The sequence below is a fragment of the Chryseobacterium indologenes genome, from assembly GCF_018362995.1.
In the GTDB taxonomy this organism is placed as follows: Bacteria; Bacteroidota; Bacteroidia; order Flavobacteriales; family Weeksellaceae; genus Chryseobacterium; species Chryseobacterium indologenes_G.
Window position 1 is genome coordinate 3,723,680 of the sequence record NZ_CP074372.1, and the last position, 18,806, is coordinate 3,742,485.

The 18,806-nt window shown below is 37.8% G+C and carries 14 protein-coding genes; 5 read left to right on the forward strand and 9 right to left on the reverse strand.

The annotated features are described in order from the left end of the window. Positions 1-40 precede the first annotated feature (40 nt). The 9 genes from dnaB to DYR29_RS16890 all read right to left on the reverse strand — a co-directional run bounded on the left by dnaB (position 41) and on the right by DYR29_RS16890 (position 11,338). On the reverse strand, positions 41-1,627 hold the full coding sequence (gene dnaB / locus DYR29_RS16850) for a replicative DNA helicase (protein WP_213277779.1): 1,587 nt from the start codon (positions 1,625-1,627) through the stop codon (positions 41-43). Between the two features lie 153 nt (positions 1,628-1,780). Then, the gene (locus DYR29_RS16855; protein WP_213277780.1) at positions 1,781-3,928 is read right to left on the reverse strand and encodes a T9SS type B sorting domain-containing protein; all 2,148 of its coding nucleotides are present in this window, start codon (positions 3,926-3,928) and stop codon (positions 1,781-1,783) included. A 101-nt stretch (positions 3,929-4,029) separates the two neighbouring features. Beyond that, positions 4,030-6,126 carry a T9SS type B sorting domain-containing protein gene (locus tag DYR29_RS16860; protein WP_342213426.1) on the reverse strand — a complete coding sequence of 699 codons (2,097 nt, stop codon included), beginning with the start codon at positions 6,124-6,126 and terminating at the stop codon, positions 4,030-4,032. Between the two features lie 29 nt (positions 6,127-6,155). Continuing rightward, positions 6,156-6,767: a hypothetical protein gene (locus tag DYR29_RS16865; protein ID WP_213277782.1), complete on the reverse strand. Its 612-nt coding sequence runs from the start codon at positions 6,765-6,767 to the stop codon at positions 6,156-6,158. A 304-nt stretch (positions 6,768-7,071) separates the two neighbouring features. Beyond that, a complete protein-coding gene (locus DYR29_RS16870; protein WP_047380341.1) occupies positions 7,072-8,307 on the reverse strand; it encodes an MFS transporter in 1,236 nt (411 codons plus the stop codon). Between the two features lie 92 nt (positions 8,308-8,399). After that, positions 8,400-8,762 carry a hypothetical protein gene (locus DYR29_RS16875; RefSeq protein ID WP_213277783.1) on the reverse strand — a complete coding sequence of 121 codons (363 nt, stop codon included), beginning with the start codon at positions 8,760-8,762 and terminating at the stop codon, positions 8,400-8,402. A 69-nt stretch (positions 8,763-8,831) separates the two neighbouring features. Further along, complete coding sequence (locus tag DYR29_RS16880; protein ID WP_213277784.1) at positions 8,832-10,331, reverse strand: GH3 auxin-responsive promoter family protein; 1,500 nt, start codon at positions 10,329-10,331, stop codon at positions 8,832-8,834. A gap of 136 nt (positions 10,332-10,467) precedes the next feature. Continuing rightward, positions 10,468-10,761: a hypothetical protein gene (locus DYR29_RS16885; RefSeq protein ID WP_213277785.1), complete on the reverse strand. Its 294-nt coding sequence runs from the start codon at positions 10,759-10,761 to the stop codon at positions 10,468-10,470. A 181-nt stretch (positions 10,762-10,942) separates the two neighbouring features. Further along, positions 10,943-11,338 (reverse strand): hypothetical protein, encoded by a 396-nt coding sequence (locus DYR29_RS16890; RefSeq protein WP_047422286.1) that lies wholly within the window; start codon positions 11,336-11,338, stop codon positions 10,943-10,945. Positions 11,339-11,583: 245 nt separating this feature from the next. Here DYR29_RS16890 and mfd point away from each other — a divergent pair, with 245 nt between their 5' ends. The 5 genes from mfd to DYR29_RS16915 all read left to right on the forward strand — a co-directional run bounded on the left by mfd (position 11,584) and on the right by DYR29_RS16915 (position 18,739). Further along, the gene (gene mfd, locus DYR29_RS16895) at positions 11,584-14,952 is read left to right on the forward strand and encodes a transcription-repair coupling factor (protein ID WP_213277786.1); all 3,369 of its coding nucleotides are present in this window, start codon (positions 11,584-11,586) and stop codon (positions 14,950-14,952) included. 372 nt (positions 14,953-15,324) lie between these two features. Continuing rightward, positions 15,325-16,146 carry a hypothetical protein gene (locus DYR29_RS16900; RefSeq protein WP_213277787.1) on the forward strand — a complete coding sequence of 274 codons (822 nt, stop codon included), beginning with the start codon at positions 15,325-15,327 and terminating at the stop codon, positions 16,144-16,146. Between the two features lie 2 nt (positions 16,147-16,148). Then, positions 16,149-16,967 carry a hypothetical protein gene (locus tag DYR29_RS16905; RefSeq protein ID WP_249413524.1) on the forward strand — a complete coding sequence of 273 codons (819 nt, stop codon included), beginning with the start codon at positions 16,149-16,151 and terminating at the stop codon, positions 16,965-16,967. Between the two features lie 9 nt (positions 16,968-16,976). Continuing rightward, positions 16,977-17,714: a hypothetical protein gene (locus tag DYR29_RS16910; RefSeq protein ID WP_213277789.1), complete on the forward strand. Its 738-nt coding sequence runs from the start codon at positions 16,977-16,979 to the stop codon at positions 17,712-17,714. A 152-nt stretch (positions 17,715-17,866) separates the two neighbouring features. Then, entirely contained in the window at positions 17,867-18,739 is an 873-nt protein-coding gene (locus DYR29_RS16915) for a hypothetical protein (RefSeq protein WP_213277790.1), read from the forward strand. Positions 18,740-18,806: the final 67 nt, after the last annotated feature.

Sequence of the window (18,806 nt, forward strand, 5' to 3'; positions counted from 1 at the left end):
TGGGTTGTGAATTTAAACTGAATTGGGTTTAAGCTTCAACTTAAAACGGAAAATCGTCATCATCATCAAAGTCATTCATTGATGAGCCGGAAAGTTTTGAGCTGTCCGGAAGGTCAAATGCTGCCCCTGGCTGAATGGTGGTTTTGATTTTATCAAAGCCGCTCGGTTCTCCAAAGTTGGAAGGGTATCCTCCTCCGGCTCCGTCCATTGCCGCTTCAATATCACCAAATTTTGCAAAATGCTTTAAGAAAGATAGTCGGACATCTGCCGTAGCACCATTCCTGTGCTTTGCAATAATCAGCTCGGCCTGGTTTTCAGTAGAAGTTTCCTGTCCTTCTTCATCATTATCCCAAACGGTAATTTTATAATATTCTGGTCTGAAGATGAAAGATACAATATCCGCATCCTGCTCAATCGCCCCGGATTCCCTCAAATCTGAAAGCTGAGGTCTTTTTCCCGGACGGGCTTCCACACTTCTCGAAAGCTGGGAAAGAGCAATCACCGGAACGTTAAGTTCTTTTGCAATTGCCTTTAATGAACGTGAAATCATAGAGATCTCCTGTTCACGGTTTCCAACTCCTTTTCCATTGCTGCTTCCGGCTGTCATCAGCTGAAGGTAGTCGACCATGATAAGTCTTACTCCATGCTGCATAACAAGTCTTCGGCATTTTGCACGGAAATCGAATATCGAAAGGGAAGGAGTTTCATCAATATATAAAGGAGCGTTTTCCAGTTCAGATACATTGGAGAATAGTCTCTGCCATTCTTCATCATCCAGCGTTCCTTTTCTTAGTTTTTCAGAAGAGATTCTTGTTTCAGAAGCAATCATCCTGGTGATAAGCTGTACTGATGCCATCTCGAGAGAGAAAAGAGCCATAGGAATTTTGTGTCCCACTGCAATATTTCTTGCCATTGAAAGAAGAAATGCCGTTTTTCCCATCGCCGGACGGGCTGCAATAATGATAAGGTCAGAGTTCTGCCATCCACCGGTTTCCTTATCCACATCTCTGAATCCTGAAGGAACCCCTGAAAGTCCTTGTTTATCTTTTAAAGATTTAATCGTATCAATAGCCTGCTTTACTAATGAATTGGCAGTATCGAATCCCTTTTTAATGGTTCCGTTGGTAATTTCGAAGAAAGATTGTTCTGCTTTATCAAGAAGTTCGAAAACGTCTGTTGATTCCTTATAAGAAGAGTCGATAACATTAGCAGAAACATTGATAAGGCTTCTTAAAATATATTTTTCAAGAATAACACGTACATGGTATTCAATATGGGCAGATGAACTTACTCCCATCGTCAGGTCAATGATATAGTGGTCACCGCCGGCCTGGCTTAGCTTATCTTCTTTTTTTAATTCCTGAATAATGGTCATTAAATCTACCGGATGGTTGCTTTCATAAAGCTTTAAAATGGTAGAAAAGATGACCTGATGTCTCGGATCATAGAATACTTCTGAAGTAAGAAGGTCAATGGAATGGTCAAGACCTTTTTTGTCAATCAAAAAAGTTCCGATAACAAGTCTTTCAAAATCCACTGCATTGGGAGGCATTTTCCCATCCGCAATAGACAATTCTTTTGCAAAGTTTCCGTGTGTCAGGGATGATAATGTTTCTTTCTGCGCCATGGTGCAAAGATAGTTTATTTAAAAAATAATAAAAAAATAGTATTCAACAATTTATTGGCAGTCTTTCGGAAAATGCTGTCAACAGGAGATTGATCTTGTTGATAAAAAAAATCACCTCGGTCCGAGGTGATTTTTTTAAAGATTGAGTATAACTTATTCTTTATTTTTTACCAATACCCATCCTGAATATTTGGTTTCTGTATTGTCTTTATTATTTTCGTTCCATGAGATCGTGTACCAGTAAGTTCCTGTCAGGATTTTCTTACCGAAAGCAGTTCCGTCCCAAGTGAAATTTCTCATTTTGTTGGCTTCATGAAGTTTGTTTCCATATCTGTCATACACAACGAAGACAAGGTTTTTCTTGTATGCCAGTGCAGAGTAGTCAATAACATCATTTACGTTGTCTCCGTTTGGAGTGATAGCGTTAATAAGGTTAGGAACAGTAACTGTCACCTGAACAGGAGTACAATTATAAGTATCTTTTACATACACCGTATTCTCGCCTCTTGGAAGTCCTGTGAATGTATTGGAATCCTGCCAGTTGATGCCGTCTACAGAAAACTTATATGGAGGAACTCCACCTGTAGCGGTAACGGTAATGTTGTTGTTTGAGATCTCTATCCCGGAAATCACCGGCTGAAGGCTTGGATGTACACGTACTTCCTGAAGAGTGAAACATTTTCCGGTCTGAAGTTTTACAAAATAAACTCCTACTCCTACGTTATTGATAGATTGTGTAGTTTCCCCTGTGCTCCACTCATAGCTGTCGAATCCAGGTCCGGCATCCAATGTGGTTTTGCTTTCAGCACAAATCGTTTTATCTTTTAATACTGCTGATTTTACAGGAGGTAATACTTTCAGTTCAATCTTAGCAATTGAATAACACTGTTTGTCATTGTCTACTCTTACAAATACCGTTTTGCTTTCTGAAAGATAGTTAAATGGCAATGTAATAGGGTTAATTTGGGCTTTGGCATCAGCTACCGATGTATAATATTTGATGATCGTTCCTGTAGGTGTTGGTACAGGTACTCCGATATCTGCTTTAGAAAGATCAAAAGTTGAACGGGTAACATCGTTATCAATATAACAGTTTTGAAGTACAGCATCTTTTAATACTACCGTTGGGTAGAACAATAGCCTGATGGTAGTAGTTGCTTTACACCCGAAAGCAGAAATTACTTTTACATATATAGTTGTTTCCGGAGAAATATAGTTGGTAGGGTCAGTGATTTCGTTGACTTCTGCATTCATATCATCAACGGTAGTATAATACTTGATGGTTGCTCCACCTCCGCCGAATACATTAGCTGTCGTTAAATTATATTTTGCAGTACCGGCTCCATTGTTATTACAAGAATATAAAGTAGCGGTATTGGCTGAGATGCCTACATTCACAAACTTAAATTTCCCTGTTATGAAACATCCGTTGATAGGGTTGGTTGGGTTATTCGGGTCTTTATATACAATTCTGTAATAATAGGTTGTTGTTCCGTCTACAGTTGCTATTGTAAGAGGGTTTTCTCCTGTAAGAGCATCATTGGTTGTCTTATGATACGTAACCTTGAAGTTAGTACTGTTACCATTAATGATAGCTGCTGACAGGGTTGTAAAATCGAATTGTGAAGGTAAAGAACAAACCATTACCTGGGCTGGATCATTAGGAGTAGCTCCAGGAATTCCCGGTGGGATAAATGGATTAGGAGAAAGAACAGGATCGTTAAATGCAGAGCTTAAACTTGCAGTACCTGACCATTCCATAGAAAAACCATTAATGGATCTACTGAAGTTATCAATAACCAAATAATAGGTTTGACCTACTAATACATCCATATATGGGCTCCATTTACCATTGTTCATGCTGGCTGTAGTGCCGGGAGGATTGGTAGGAAATACTGCAGGAGGAGCAAGAGCAAGATCCAGACCTGTGTCTCCCGGAGTCCCGCTATAGTTACATCTTATAGGCTGTATGAAGACGTGATCTGCATTCTGTAAAGAAGCACAGCCGTTTGCTGTAGGTCCATAGACTGCAAAATCGTAATCATCACCCTGATCGTTAGGTTTTATTTTAAATGCAAGAGTACCTGGTGTAGATACAGTGAAAGTGTACCAAACGGTATATCTTTCGTTGGTGCTGAGACATCCTCCGTTTGCGTTAAGAATTTCTATAATATTCCCAGGTCCCGAAGGCGTGTAAGAAATGTCTGAGTTACCACAGATTGGAATTGCTGTGATACAATCTGACTGTGAGTAGACTATCTGTGTTATCAATAAAATAAAAAGAAGTAGTATTTTTTTCATTGTTGAAACGATTTTTGTTAAACAAAATTGGGATCAATTAATTTTTCATGGTTTGTTAAAAGAAAAAGCCGCCAAAGCGGCTTTCTCATATTATATAATGATTATTCTCTGTTTTTTACAACGATCCAACCTGAAAACTTGAACGGAGTGTTCTTCTTGTCATTCTCATTCCATGTTACAGAATACCAGTATGTACCAGTAGGAATCTTCTTCCCTGCAATGGTTCCGTCCCATTTGTATCCATTGGATTTGTCTCCCTGGTGGATTTTTGTTCCGTATCTGTCAAAGATACTCAATACCAGGTTTTGTTTGTCTGCAATTGCAGAATAATCTACAACGTCGTTCACACCATCTCCGTTTGGAGTAATCATATTGATCAGATTAGGAACCACTACGGTAACTTCAATAGGTTCGCAGTCAAAAGCATCTTTTACATATACTTTATATGTTCCTCTTGCTACATTCGAGAATGTATTGGAAGGCTGCCATATGATTTTATCCATAGAATACTGGTAATCCGGTGTTCCTCCTATAACATTGATTGTTAATGTAGTGTTGGAAACATCAATGCTTGATACAACCGGCTGATCAGAAGGGTATACAGTGACTTTTTGTGTTGCGATACAATCTCCTGTTTTCAGTTTTACCCAGTAAATTCCTACTCCTACATTTTTGATAGACTGAGTGGTTGCTCCTGTGCTCCATTCATAACCGTTGAAGCCTGGGCCGGCATCAAGAGTTGTGGTGTCTTCCATACAGATAATCTTATCTTTCAGAACACTTGATGTCACAGGAGCAATTACTGTTAGGGTGATTTTTGCAACGGTATAACATCCGCGGTTGTCTGATACTCTAACGTATACAAATCCACTTGGAGCATTATAATTATTAAATCCTAAAATTTCGTTTGTCGCATCTATTGCATCTGTCAATGATGGGAAATATCTCTTGGTTGTGGTTCCTGTAGGACTTGTAACCGCAGCGTTTGCCAGATTGAATAAGGCAGTAGATGGGTTTGATTCTATAAAGCAAGATCTTAATGAACCATCTGTCGCTGTAACCAAAGGATAGAATTTAAGTGTAATTTCAGCAGCAGCTGTACATCCAAATTCGTTGGTTGCTTTTACAAAAACTGAACCTTCTGCCGAAACGAACATGTAAGGATTGGTGATCTCATTGGTTCCATGGGTAAGATCATACATGGTAGGATAATACTTTAATATATGATTGGGAGCAGCTCCTACAGTTGCTGTAGATAGATCATACATTGCAGTTCCTGAATTATTGTTGCTGCAAGAAGTAAGTGTTGCAGGGTTCAGTGTAAAAGATTTATCAATGAATTTTATCTGTCCGTATTCTCTACACTGATTCAAGAAGCTGGTCGAGCTATTTGGATCAACATAGCTGATTGCATAAGTGTAAGTGGTAGCTACATTAATATTCGTAGGCGTAGTAATTGCGTTTGAATCGTCTAATGCATCTGTTGCTGAAGCATAATATTTTACTACAAAATTAGGGTTGGCATTTAAGATCTGTGCAGAAAATGTAGAAAAATCATAGTTTACAATTTTCCCACATACGGGGATCTCTCCGTTTTGGGTAGGGCCAGGCTGTAAAAACGGATTAGGTTGATAAACCTGTGACGAATTATGATCAAACGGAGTAAGAAGCTTAGCTGTTCCTCCAAAAGTTAAGGTAAATGGAGCAATGTCTATAGAATAATTATTTAAAAGAAGATGGTATACTTGTCCGGGAAGCACATCAATGTATTTTACATAACCGTCGCCGCCTCCTCCTTCAGTTGTGTCCGTAGAAGTCATGTTAAGCCCGGTAGGGTTGATGATGCTTCCATTAACGCCGGCATAAGAACATCTTAATGGGGTAGCTGTTGTATTGGCGCAGTTGTGATTGGGACCATACAAGGCAAAGTCATAGTCAATACCCACAGCAGTGGGACCTGTAGGAGTTACTACAAAAGTAAGTGTTCCGGCAGTTTCTATGCTGAAAGTAAGCCATATGGAATTACTCTCTCCATTAGGGCCAAGGCAGCCCACCTGACCTTCTTTGACAGTTCCCCAGCCGTTAGGCGTAAGAGAAATAGCGGCATCGCTGCATATCGGTATGGCAGTAATACAGTCCTGCTGTGCAAAAGCCATTTGAGCTAAGAAAAATAGAAAAACGAGTAGATGTTTTTTCATGTGGATCATTTTAATTTTTTATCTTCAAATTATTGAACAGAAGGTACAAGTTGTTTTCCCCATGTTGGAGATTTACTGTCTGAAGAGTTTGGGTTGGAAAATTCGTTTAAAGCCTTACGGTATAAAATGTCAGCATTCTGTTGATCACCAGATTTTTCTTTGATTTTTGCCTGAAGAACAGTCAGTCTTGGATTGTTGACAGAGTGGGTTTCAGCTTTTACTATACTTTGAGAGATGACATCCTGATCCGGTTGACTGTTTTGAGAGCCATCAATCTGAATTTTCTGAACATACAGTAAACCTAATAATATATTGATCTCAGCGTTATCTCTTTGTGCTGTCCATATTCCTGTTGCTATTTTTCTGGCAAAAGCATTGTCATCCATAAGGCTTGCTCCGGATGATTTCTTTAACAGGGTTTCATTTTTAAGGTAGAGAGCAACAGCGGCATAATAATTAGACTGCCACGTTTCTGAAGTTTTTGCTCCTGAAAATTTATTGAAAACATTGTCGTAATCATTAGCTGTTTTGGAAGCGTTGAGCTGCAAAACGGCTTGGGTTAACGCTTTGTCAGTGAAATTCTGGGCTTTTGCCGAATAATTTACAATGAAAAAACTAAAAATTAGTAAAAGTTTATACATAGGGGGATATTTTATCAAGCAAATATAAAAAATTATTAACGTTAAATTAAAGATTTTGAGATATATTTAATGAAACTAATATATTGATTTATAATATTGTATTTTGTTATTTAAGTTAAATTATACAGAGGTCATAAAGATATTAATGGTTTCACTGAATATTTGGGATTTAATCCTTTGAATAATTTTGAAAAAACACCTATAAAAGTAAAATCAGAATAGAAAACGTTCTATTCTGATTTTAAGTATTTCGAATTCTGATTTTTTTTGTAACAGATTTTTAAATAGACTGATAAACAATAAATTAATATTGCATCTTCCTCAATTTAGGATTGGTGCTTCCTACAAGCAGGGCAACTAAAACAGTCATACAGCCGCCAAATACAACAGAGCGCACTACTCCTAGTAATTTTGCCATAACACCGCTTTCAAACTGTCCCATTTCATTGCTGGACATAATGAAAATTGAATTTACACTGAGAACACGTCCTCTTATATGATCAGGTGTTTTTAACTGTACAATGGTACCCCGGATGACCACGGAAATTCCATCAAGCATCCCGCTCATCACAAGGAACATGAAAGACAGCCAATACAATTTGGATAAACCGAAACCAATGATACAAAGCCCGAATCCGGTAACAACTGCAAGAAGTATTTTCCCCTGATTCTTTCGGAGAGGAACAATGGACAGAATGGTAATGATACACATTGATCCAATATCAGATGCCGCGTTCAGCAATCCGAAACCTTCAGCTCCCGAATTTAGAATATCAGTAGCAAATACAGGAATCATAGCCACTGCACCTCCAAAAAGTACAGCAAACATATCAAGACATAATGCTCCTAAAATTTCTTTGGTTTTGAAAATATAAGAAATTCCTTCACGCATACTTTCCACAACATTTACCGTTTCCTTTTTGTACTCCGAATGCTGTTTGTGAAGCTGCCAGAAAAACAATGAAGCCACAAATATTAATGCTAAAATAGCGACCAATGTCCATTTTACACCGATAAACCCAATAAGAATACCACCTACCGCATGTCCGCACACAGAAGATATCAGGAAAGTGGCCTGGTTCAGAGTAACCGCATTGGGAAGGTTTTCTTTCTTTACAATTTTAGGAATCATGGAAGGAACAATAGGACCAATGAATGCCCTTGCTATTCCGGTGAAAAAGATAACTCCATAGATATAATAGGTGATCTGATGTCCGGTGAAATGCATTTCTACATCAAAGAAGGCAGGAATCAGCAGCAGTCCGATCAGGAAAATATAAGCATAGTTACAGATTAGAAGCAGTCTCTTTTTCTCATTCATATCAATAACATGTCCGGCATACAGTGCACAGCTTACAGCAGGAATTACCTCCGATAACCCGATAAGGCCTATTGAAAAAGGATCTTTTGTTAATTGATACACCCACCATCCTAATAAAGTGGCCAGCATTCTGAAAGCTAAAACAATAAAAAATCTCCCGGTGAGAAGATTTCTGAACTCAACATTTTGTAATGTTTGTAACGGGGTAAAGGAAATCATGAACAAAAATAGCCCTAAAAATTTATTTAGGGCTATCCATATGACAATTTTTGAAAGATATATTAAATATACCTCAAAAGATAAAATCTATTTTAGTCAGCTCTTGAAGAACTGATTACGATGGCAGCAACACCCGCAGCTCCGATAAGAGTAGCTCCGGCAGCAATTCTTGCTTTTCTTCTGTCTTTTACAGCCGCTACATTTGATTTAGGGATGATGACTTCCGTACTGTCTTTCTTGCCTGCTGTACCTACAAGATTATCACCCACCACGTTTCTGAATAAGATGGTTTGTTTCGGAGAACCATCTCTCATTGTTACTTTGTAGATTTTTCCGGCTTCAAGATTAGAGTAGTTGTTTTTTGAAATATCTTCGCTGTATTTTGTCGTCGCACAAGACGTAATAACAAATAAAGAGGTTAGTAAAGATGATTTCAACAGTACAGATGCTTTCATTATTTTCTTTTAGTTTTTCAAATTTATAATTTTTTTCGAATATACGTTTTTGGAATTGAAAAAATATGATTATTTTTTGTAAATTTCTAAGATATCTGCAATGTTTCTGTCATTAGCCAATCTCGGAGTCTTGTTTTGGCCTCCCAATTTCCCCTGGGATTTGGCATATTCATGAAAGGCATTCTTTTTAAGTCTGGTAATATGCAGTTTCTGTAAAATATTTCCGGAAATAAGATCGTCATAATAGGTGTTTCTTGCTCTCAGCTGCAGATCCAGCTCATCTCTGAATACTTCCAAATCCTCCGGTTCCTTTTCAAATTCTATCAGCCACTCATGGTATGGAAGTCCTTCACCCGGGTTTACCTGCGGAGCAAGATGGAATTCTGTAATCTGTGCCGGATATTTTTCAAGAGTAGCTTTCATCGCTTCTTCCACTTCAAAAGCAATCACGTGTTCCCCGAATGCCGAAGTAAAATGTTTGGTCCTGCCGCTTACCAGAACCCTGTAAGGATCTTTGCTGATAAACCTTACAACATCACCGATAGAGTAGGCCCACAGTCCGGAATTAGTGGTAAGGATCAGTGCGTAATCTTTATGAAGCTCAATTTCTTTTAACGTTAATCTTCTCGCTCCAGGCTTGCCATATTCTTCCAAAGGAATAAATTCATAGAAAATTCCATGATTGGTCAGCAGCAGAAGACCTTCTTTTGTATAATCGTCCTGAAAAGCAAAAAAGCCTTCAGAAGCGGGAAATGTCTGGATGATATCTACTTTTCCTCCCAGAAGATCCTCCATTTTATCACGGTAAGGTTCGTAATTGACACCTCCGGTAACGATAAGCTGCAGATTCGGGAAAAGCTGTTTGATCTTTTTGCTGTGTTTTTCTGTTAGCTTCTCAAAATACATGATCAGCCATGGTGGAATTCCTGAGATCAGCGTCATGTTTTCACGTTCCGTTTCTTCAATGATTTTATCTACTTTGGCTTCCCAGTCTTCCATAATATTGGTTTCCCAGCTTGGCAGACGGTTTTTCTGTAGATAATTAGGGATATGATGTGCTACAATGCCGGATAATCTTCCTGTTTTTATTCCAAAAACTTCTTCCAGCTCAGGGCTTCCCTGCAGAAAAATCATTTTCCCGTTTACAAAGTCCGCATTATTCTTTTTACTGATATAATGAAATAAAGCACTTTGGGCACCGGCAACCTGAAGCGGCATTCCTTCTTTGGAAATCGGAATATATTTAGATCCGGAAGTTGTTCCCGAGGTTTTGGCAAAATATTCAGGTGTTTCTGTCCATAGAATATTGGCCTGCCCTTTTTTCACCCGCTCTATATAAGGTTTAAGATCTTCATAATCTGCTACCGGAACTCTGTCCTGAAAATCTTTCACAGAACGGATGTTTTCAAAATCATGTTCCCGGCCAAAAAGTGTTTTTTGAGCCGTATTAACCAGAGAAAGTAATAAATCCTCCTGGTTTTTCTCTGCATTTTTTTTGAAATCCTCCGCTTTTTGGACGTGTTTCTTTGCCCAAATCAAAGCCGCATTTTTCTTGAAGAAGTTTAACATGGGTCAAATTTATAAATAAGTAGAGAATATGGAATCATTTTTTACAAAGCTTCACATAAAAAAAACCGATGGAACAAGTTCCACCGGCTTTTCGAAATTTGATTATGAAAATAACAACTATATGTTAATGTTATGCTTATTTGTTCACCTTGTACCTTTTATCAGGAGTACCATCTTTTTTCAGATGCTTGTTTTCTTTATATCTCTTGTCAGGTGTGCCGTCTTTTTTCATTTTGGCAGCCGGTTGTGCAGGCTTCGCTGCTTTTGCATCCATTGCTGGTTTTGCAGCTTTTACTTCTGCAGGTTTAGCGGCTTTCACTGTAGTTTTTACAGGTGCATGAGCCTGAGTGCTTGTAGCGGGAGCAGTCTGCTGAGCAGTTGCAAGTCCTAATCCAAGGATCAATGACATTGCAGATAATAATTTTTTCATAAGAATTACTGTTTGTTTTTTGTTGAATAAAGATATGCAAAAAGCAGGCTGAAAAAGTTGGATTTTTAAACTTAACTAAAGTTTATTACTGCTTAAAAAAAAATTAAAACGCTTATTTACAATAGAAAAGCCTGTTTTCATCTGAAAACAGGCTTGCAATAATATATAAATAGACAGGAGGTTAGCGCGTACAGTTGGCTGTCCACGTTTTACCATCCTTTGCGTAGAGTATTTTTAACGTATTGTTGTCAATTCTGATATAAGAGGTTGCTGTAGAACCAATCATAACAAGAGTATGATCTCCTTCCTGATTAAACTCTATTCCGTTAAGATCCGGAATGCTGTTTGAGAAAGCGAAATTATACTTGGTACCACTGGCGATTTTCGTTACAAAAACACTCCCGTTATCTGTGCTTATATTGGTAGACCCGCCATCGTTATAAGAAACACTGCCTTTGTATGTTCCTGCAAAGAATTCATTGTTTACCGGGTCATCATCCTTACTGCACGACGAAAAAGATAATGCTGTAAATACTAACAGCATCATAACTCCTAAGATTTTAATTGCTTTTTTCATAATACTTAAATGTTTGGTTAGGCTTAAATTCCCAAACACTATGCCATGAAGGAATAATTCGTTTTTTTTAACGGGTTCTTAAATAAATTTGTAAAAATTTAAGATTTATTATGCTAAGTCATTCATTTTAAATCCGAAAGTATCTGGCTTTTTAATGAAAGAAAAAAATATCCGTACCTTTGTATATCATCAACGGTTTCGGAAAACTCCCGAAATCGCTTTTGTCGTTTATACCAATACTATTTATGCAATTAAAATCCATCAACGAAAAGTTTCTTCCAGATCTGATGCAGAAAGAGTTCGGGAAAGAAATTTTCACCCGGTTAGAAAACAACCAGCATATTGCCGTAAAGGGAAGTGCAGGATCTTCGGTTTCTATTTTTGTGGCTGAGCTTTTTTTAGTTCAAAAGAAAAATATTCTTTATCTGGTAGATGATAAAGAGGATGCACTGTATGCCAATACTGAGATGGAAGATCTTCTAGGTAAAGATAAGGTGCTGTATTTTCCGGCCACTCACCTTGAGCCTTATCAGGTAGAAAAAACACAAAATGCCAATCTGGTTTTAAGAACTGAAGTTTTAAATAAAATTAATTCCGGAAGATCTCCGAAAGTTATTGTGGCCTATGCCGGAGCTTTATCTGAAAAAGTACTGAAAAAAGAAGATTTTAAAGCAATCTCTCATCATATAAAAGTAGGGGATCAGCTGGACTTTGATTTTGTAGATGAGCTGCTCACGCATTATCATTTTCAGCAGGCAGATTTTGTTTCGGAACCGGGAGAGTTTTCTGTAAGAGGGGGGATTGTAGATGTTTTTTCTTATTCATACGAAAAGCCATACAGGATTACATTCTTCGGTAATGAAGTGGAAAGCATTAAAACTTTTGATATCGAAACCCAGCTTTCTGTAGATAAGGTAAAGGATTTTCAATTGGTTTCCAACATGAATTTCTCTGTTACAGGAAGCAGGGTGTCATTGCTGCAGCTATTGCCAGATGAAAGCTTTGTAGTTTCTAAAAATGGAATGATAGGAATACAGAAGATCAGAACATTCTATGAAAAGTCCCTGGAGAAGTATGATGCATTAAGTAAAGATATTGCCCACAGAACTCCTCAGGAGCTTTTTATTTCTGATCAGGAGTTTTTATTCGATTATAAAAAATTCAAAACAATTGATTTTGGCGGGTCAGTGATCGAAGGATTGAAAGAAATTACTGAGATTAAGATGGAGCAGCTTCCTCAGCCTTCTTTTCATAAAAACTTTGAACTGCTGATTGAAGATATTGAAGAAAAACAGAACAGCGGATTTGATACCTGGATTTCCTTTTCAACAGAAAAGCAGAAAGAAAGACTGGAGTCTATTTTTGAAGAGCTGGAACATGAACTTCCTTTTAAAAGCTTTAAATCTGAGCTGCATGAGGGATTTGTAGACAACGGCCACAAGCTTCTTGTTTATACGGACCACCAGATCTTTGACCGTTATCAGAGATATAAGGCGAAGAATACTTTTGCGAAATCAGAACAGCTTACATTGAAAGATCTGATGTCTCTGAAAATAGGGGATTATATTGCCCATATCGATCACGGGATCGGAAAATTTATGGGACTGGTCAAAGTAAATAATGACGGTAAGATTCAGGAATGTTTCAAACTGACTTATAAAAACGGAGACTTATTATATGTAAGTATTCACTCCCTGCATAAGATTTCGAAATACAACGGACCGGAGGGAAAAGAGATTGTTTTGAGCAAACTTGGTTCTCCTACCTGGAAATCCCTGAAACAAAAAACAAAAGCGAAGGTAAAACAAATTGCTTTTGACCTTATTCAATTATACGCACAGCGAAAAACGGCAAAAGGTTTTGCTTATACCCCGGATTCTTATCTGCAGAATGAACTGGAAGCCAGCTTTATTTACGAAGATACTCCGGATCAGGAAAAAGCAACAGTGGATGTAAAGAAAGATATGGAAGCTGATACCGTTATGGACAGGCTAGTTTGTGGTGATGTAGGTTTCGGTAAAACGGAAGTTGCCATCCGTGCGGCATTTAAAGCGGCGACAGACGGTAAGCAGGTTGCTATATTGGTCCCAACAACCATTCTTGCTTTTCAGCATTACAGAAGTTTTAAAGAAAGGCTGAAAGATTTTCCTGTAAATGTAGACTATGTGAACAGATTCAGAACTGCCAAGCAGAAATCGGAAACCTTAGATGCTTTAAAGAATGGAAAAGTAGATATTATTATCGGAACACATCAGCTGGTAAGTAGTTCTGTGAAGTTTAAAGATCTGGGTCTGTTGATTATTGATGAAGAGCATAAGTTTGGGGTTTCAGTAAAGGATAAGTTGAAAACACTTAAAAATAATGTGGATACACTTACGCTGACAGCGACTCCTATTCCAAGGACCTTGCAGTTTTCATTAATGGCAGCAAGGGATTTATCTGTTATCAAAACACCACCACCTAACAGACAGCCTGTAGATACACAATTGATAGGATTTAATGAAGAGATTCTCCGTGATGCCGTTTCTTATGAGCTTCAGAGGGATGGACAGGTTTATTTCATTAATAACAGGATTGAAAACCTGAAAGATATTGCAGGACTTATTCGGAGATTGGTTCCGGATGCAAGAGTGATTACAGGACATGGGCAGATGGAAGGCAAGCAGCTGGAGAAGAATGTTCTGGACTTTATGGAAGGAAAATATGATGTTCTTGTATCCACGACTATTGTAGAAAGTGGGGTGGATGTCCCGAATGCCAATACTATTTTCATCAATGATGCACAGAGGTTTGGGATGGCAGATCTGCATCAGATGAGAGGAAGGGTAGGACGTAGTAACAGAAAAGCGTTCTGTTATCTGATTACGCCGCCATATGATATGATGACTTCCGATGCCAGAAAACGTCTTGAAGCCATTGAACAGTTTTCGGACCTGGGAAGTGGTTTCCAGATTGCAATGAAAGACCTTGAAATCCGTGGTGCCGGTGACCTGTTGGGTGCTGAACAAAGTGGATTCATCAATGAAATGGGGTTTGAAACTTATCAGAAACTAATGCAGGAAGCGCTGGAAGAGCTGAAAGATGATGCCGACTTTGAAAGTCTGTTTGAAAACGAGGAAGACAGACAAAAGCTTTTCAAATCTGTGAAAGATGTCAATATCGATACTGATCTGGAGCTGATGTTACCTGATTTCTATATTTCCAATACTGAGGAACGATTGATGCTGTACCAGAAAATTGCAGAAATTAATAATGAATCGGATCTTCATCAGTTTGAACTTGAACTGATTGACCGTTTCGGAGCATTGCCGAAAGAAGCTGTCAATCTGTTGAAAAGTGTTTCTCTGAAATGGCTTGCTGCAGATATAGGTTTTGAGAAGATTGTTATGAAAAATGGAGTGTTCTTAGGATACTTCCCAGGAAATCCTCAGGATAAATTCTACCAGACGGATAGATTCAGGCATATTATTAATTACTTAACCCGAAATCCGGCTGAAGCACAGCTTAAAGAGAAGTCAGGAAAAGAAGGTAATCAACTGATGATGAGGAAGGAAAGAGTGAAAAACGTAGATGAGGTTAATATGCTGCTAAAAGCTATTATTGAGCATAATTAAATTATAGGTTTTGTTTGTTGTAAACAAATTTGTAAAAGATGTGAAAAGCGTATAAAAATCTTAAATTTTTATACGCTTTTTTGTGATTGTTATCATGTTTTTATTGGCTAATATTCCTTTAAAAGGGAATTAAGGCCGTTTTAAGCCCGTTAAAATCACTTTCCTATGATTAAAAAAATCCTGTAGATCCCCGTACAGTAAGGGTTTGAGACATTAATTAATTTTTTTTAAACATAAAAAGTGGAGTTATGTAGAAATAATTCTACTTTTATGTGTGATTAATTCTATGTTGTAATCTGTTTATTTCTATAGGTTTATGGATATATAACTGGAATTTTTAGGGCTTCATTGCGTACCTTTGCAGTCCTTATTATGAAAAAAATTATATATTGCTGCGCGGCTGGATTTCTTTCTCTCTGCGCTAACGCACAGGTGGGAATAGGTACTGCAAAACCTAAATCTGTTCTTGACGTGAATGGAAAAACCACCTTAAGAAAAGAACTTAGAGTAGGCGGAACTTCAACTCAGGCTGGAAATGCCGGGTTAAACGGCCAGGTTTTGGTTTCTCAGGGTGAGGGTTTACCTCCCGTGTGGAAGTCTTTGAACATTTCCTTTATGGAAGAGGGACAGTATAAGTTGATCAACTCTTATCTGTCGTCAGATCAAGCAGGTATTATATCACTTACTGATGGTACTGCAGGTGATGGTGTCTACAAAAACAATGTTGGAGACAATATTACTGATGCTACCAAAGGAATATGGAAAAAAATTGATGGGCTAAAGAATGACTTCACCATCAAAAATGGTAAGAACAGACTTACCTATCAGTTCCAGACAGGGATCGAAATCAAAGCACCTACCTCTACAACAATAGAAAGTGTAAGATTTGCCTGCGGTGTTTTCAGAAACGGAACTCTGGTAGCGGTACGCCCGGATAGAATTGCCTCTAACAATAACAGCGGGAAAAATGGTCTTCAGGACTATATCTTTACCCTTAATTATACTGAACAAAATGTTCCTGTTGGAGCTCATACGATTGAGATTGCATGCAGAAAGATTGATACTTCAAATTCTACTTCACAATTTGCTATCGGACGTAATGTACAGGCTTCAAACGGAGCTTCCAGTGCATTCACTTTGGAATCTACTATGAAAATGGACGTTATTGAATACGTGAGCTATAAAACCAACTAATGATGAAAAAACTATTATCAACACTGTTTCTGACCATAGGACTTTTGGCTTCAGCTCAGGTAGGTATAAAAACAGATACTCCTAAAGCCACTCTTGATGTAAACGGAGATGTAAACCTAAGAAATAAAATCGCGGTTCTTAACACAACCGATAACTCAATATCTCAGGGGAATAACGATCAATTGCTTGTGTCCCAGGGAGAAGGTTTTGCCCCGATCTGGAAATCACTTCGTATTCCTGAATATGAACCTAATAAATTTTACCTGATTTATAACAACTCTTTTTCAGATAAAGTAGGGGTTTCATTTTCTTCTTCTGAAGATTCATCGGTAGGATTGGCTTCCAGAGGGGGAACTTTTACCAAAGGAAAAGACATCAGCACTCTTACTAATTTTAAAAAAATAAACAATCTTTCACAGGTGATCAGTGTATTCAGTACTCAAAGTAAAGCGTACTTCCAGTTTGAAACGGTTGTGCAGGCGGACTTCGGAGCGGCTGGATCTACAGATACCTCAATAGATTATGCCTGTGGAATTTTTGTAGACAATAAGCTTGTGAATCTGAGACAGAGAAACTTAAAGGCAATCAGCAGTACATATCCTTTCCTTACCCATACTCAGATTGGTATTGTAGATAATCTTGCGAAAGGAAATCACACCGTAGATGTTGCCTGTACAAGATTGGGTTCTTATGGAACGTCCGGCAATACCCTTACGATAGGAACGAATGTATATACCAATATTAATGGCTTTATTTCACAATCATCTCTTAAAGTAGATGTATATGAAGTTCCAGAAGTGTTTAACACCATTATAAACTAAAAGCGGATTATGAAAAAAATATTATTTGTAACGTCACTTCTGTTCACTGTTGCAGCTACTGCCCAAGTGGGTATTAATACTCCTAGTCCGACTAACATGCTGGATGTAAACGGAGATCTGAATGTTGGAAAAGAATTAAGAACAGGAGGTACAGATGTACTGAGAGGATCTGCCGGAACAGCAGGTGATATATTTCACAATAATGCAGACCTGGCTACCAATGACTGGAAAGCGATAAAAATTGCAGATGGACAGGGAAGTATGTCTGTTTTTTCAATCAATACGGTTGCTGATAAAACAGGAGTTACTTTTGTAGCGCCAAATGGGGCTACTACTCCTTATAACGACGGAGATGCTTTAGCGGGGAACTGGACTGTGCTTCCGGGAACAGTGGATACATTTTCTGTAACCAATATGGTAAATAAAGCTACATTTTCCTTTCAGACTACGGTTCAAAAAACAGGAACAGGCTCAGCAAGTTTTGCCTGCGGCATTTTTATTAATGATAAACTTAGAGCAGTAAGAACAGATGTTTTATTAGGTGATAGTGGTGCATATAAGATTTTTAATCTTAACGCTACGCTTACCAACCTTACTCCTCAAAACCAATATAGTGTGAAAGTGGCCTGTATCAAAAGAGCCCTCTCAGGAACAACTCTGGGAATAGGAAGAGCTGTGGATGCTAACTTTCTTAATAGTGATATGTCACAATCTGTTTTGACAACATCTATATTGCAGCCTTATTAATTTTTATAATAATACAATAATTAGGAATCTAAAAACGTTATGTTTTTAGATTTTTTTTGTTTATTAACTCTATTTCTTGTGAATTTGTCCATATAAATTGAAGTGTATTATCGAAAATTGAATTATATTTGGACAAGCTAAAAAAATTCTATATGGTAAAAAACTATTTTTTAAAAATGTTTGCCGGTATCGCTTTTCTTGGACTGCTGGCAGCATGTAATACTACCTCAGATCCCACAGAATCTATCCCGAATCCGGATGATGGGCCGCCGCCTAAAAAGGTTTTAGCAAAAGTGAGTGCTAATAATATTTCTCAGGAAGAATATACTACAGCAGCAGTAACCGGAGATTTGCAGACTGCGGTCTCTAAAGATGAATCTGCTTCAGGTGCTTTTTATACAGGAACGGTAACGTATACCAACAAGGATATTACAAAAATTAAATATGTAAGTTCAGCATCATCCAGCCTGGTTTATGAATTTAATATTGTTCCTGATGCTACAGGTAAAAAGATTTACAATGCTACTTCTACTGCAACAGGCGCCACTCCATCAGCTTCTGTGATAAGTGACTATGCTTTTACTTATAATGCAACGACCAATAAACTTACTAAGATTCTTGAGAAGAGAAAAGAAGGCGGAATCAGTGCTTATAACAAATTTATAGATTATACTTTCGTGTATAACGGCGAAAATGTTATTCAGGTAGTTTGTTCCAAAGGACTATTGGATATCAATGGGAACCCGAATATGGGGACTGCAATAGTAAGCAAGTATAGCTTTCAGAACTATGATGCTCAGAAGAGCCCTTACTCTACACTTTCACCGGTTTATTTCATCACACGAAGTCTGATAAATCCGGCTCAGTTCTATAAGATTTCTCCGAATAATCCTACTTCAATGTATATAGAACTGCCGCCACCTGCTTCTTCAGTGAATACAGCCCAGAGTTATTCTTATGATAACCAGGGGTACGTGGTTGTAGAGAAAAATCAGAATGTTGTTTTCACCTATAAAAATTTATAGGAGAGAGATAATCATTAATCTTACCGGAATATAAAATAATCATATAATTTTTAGGTAAAAAAAATTA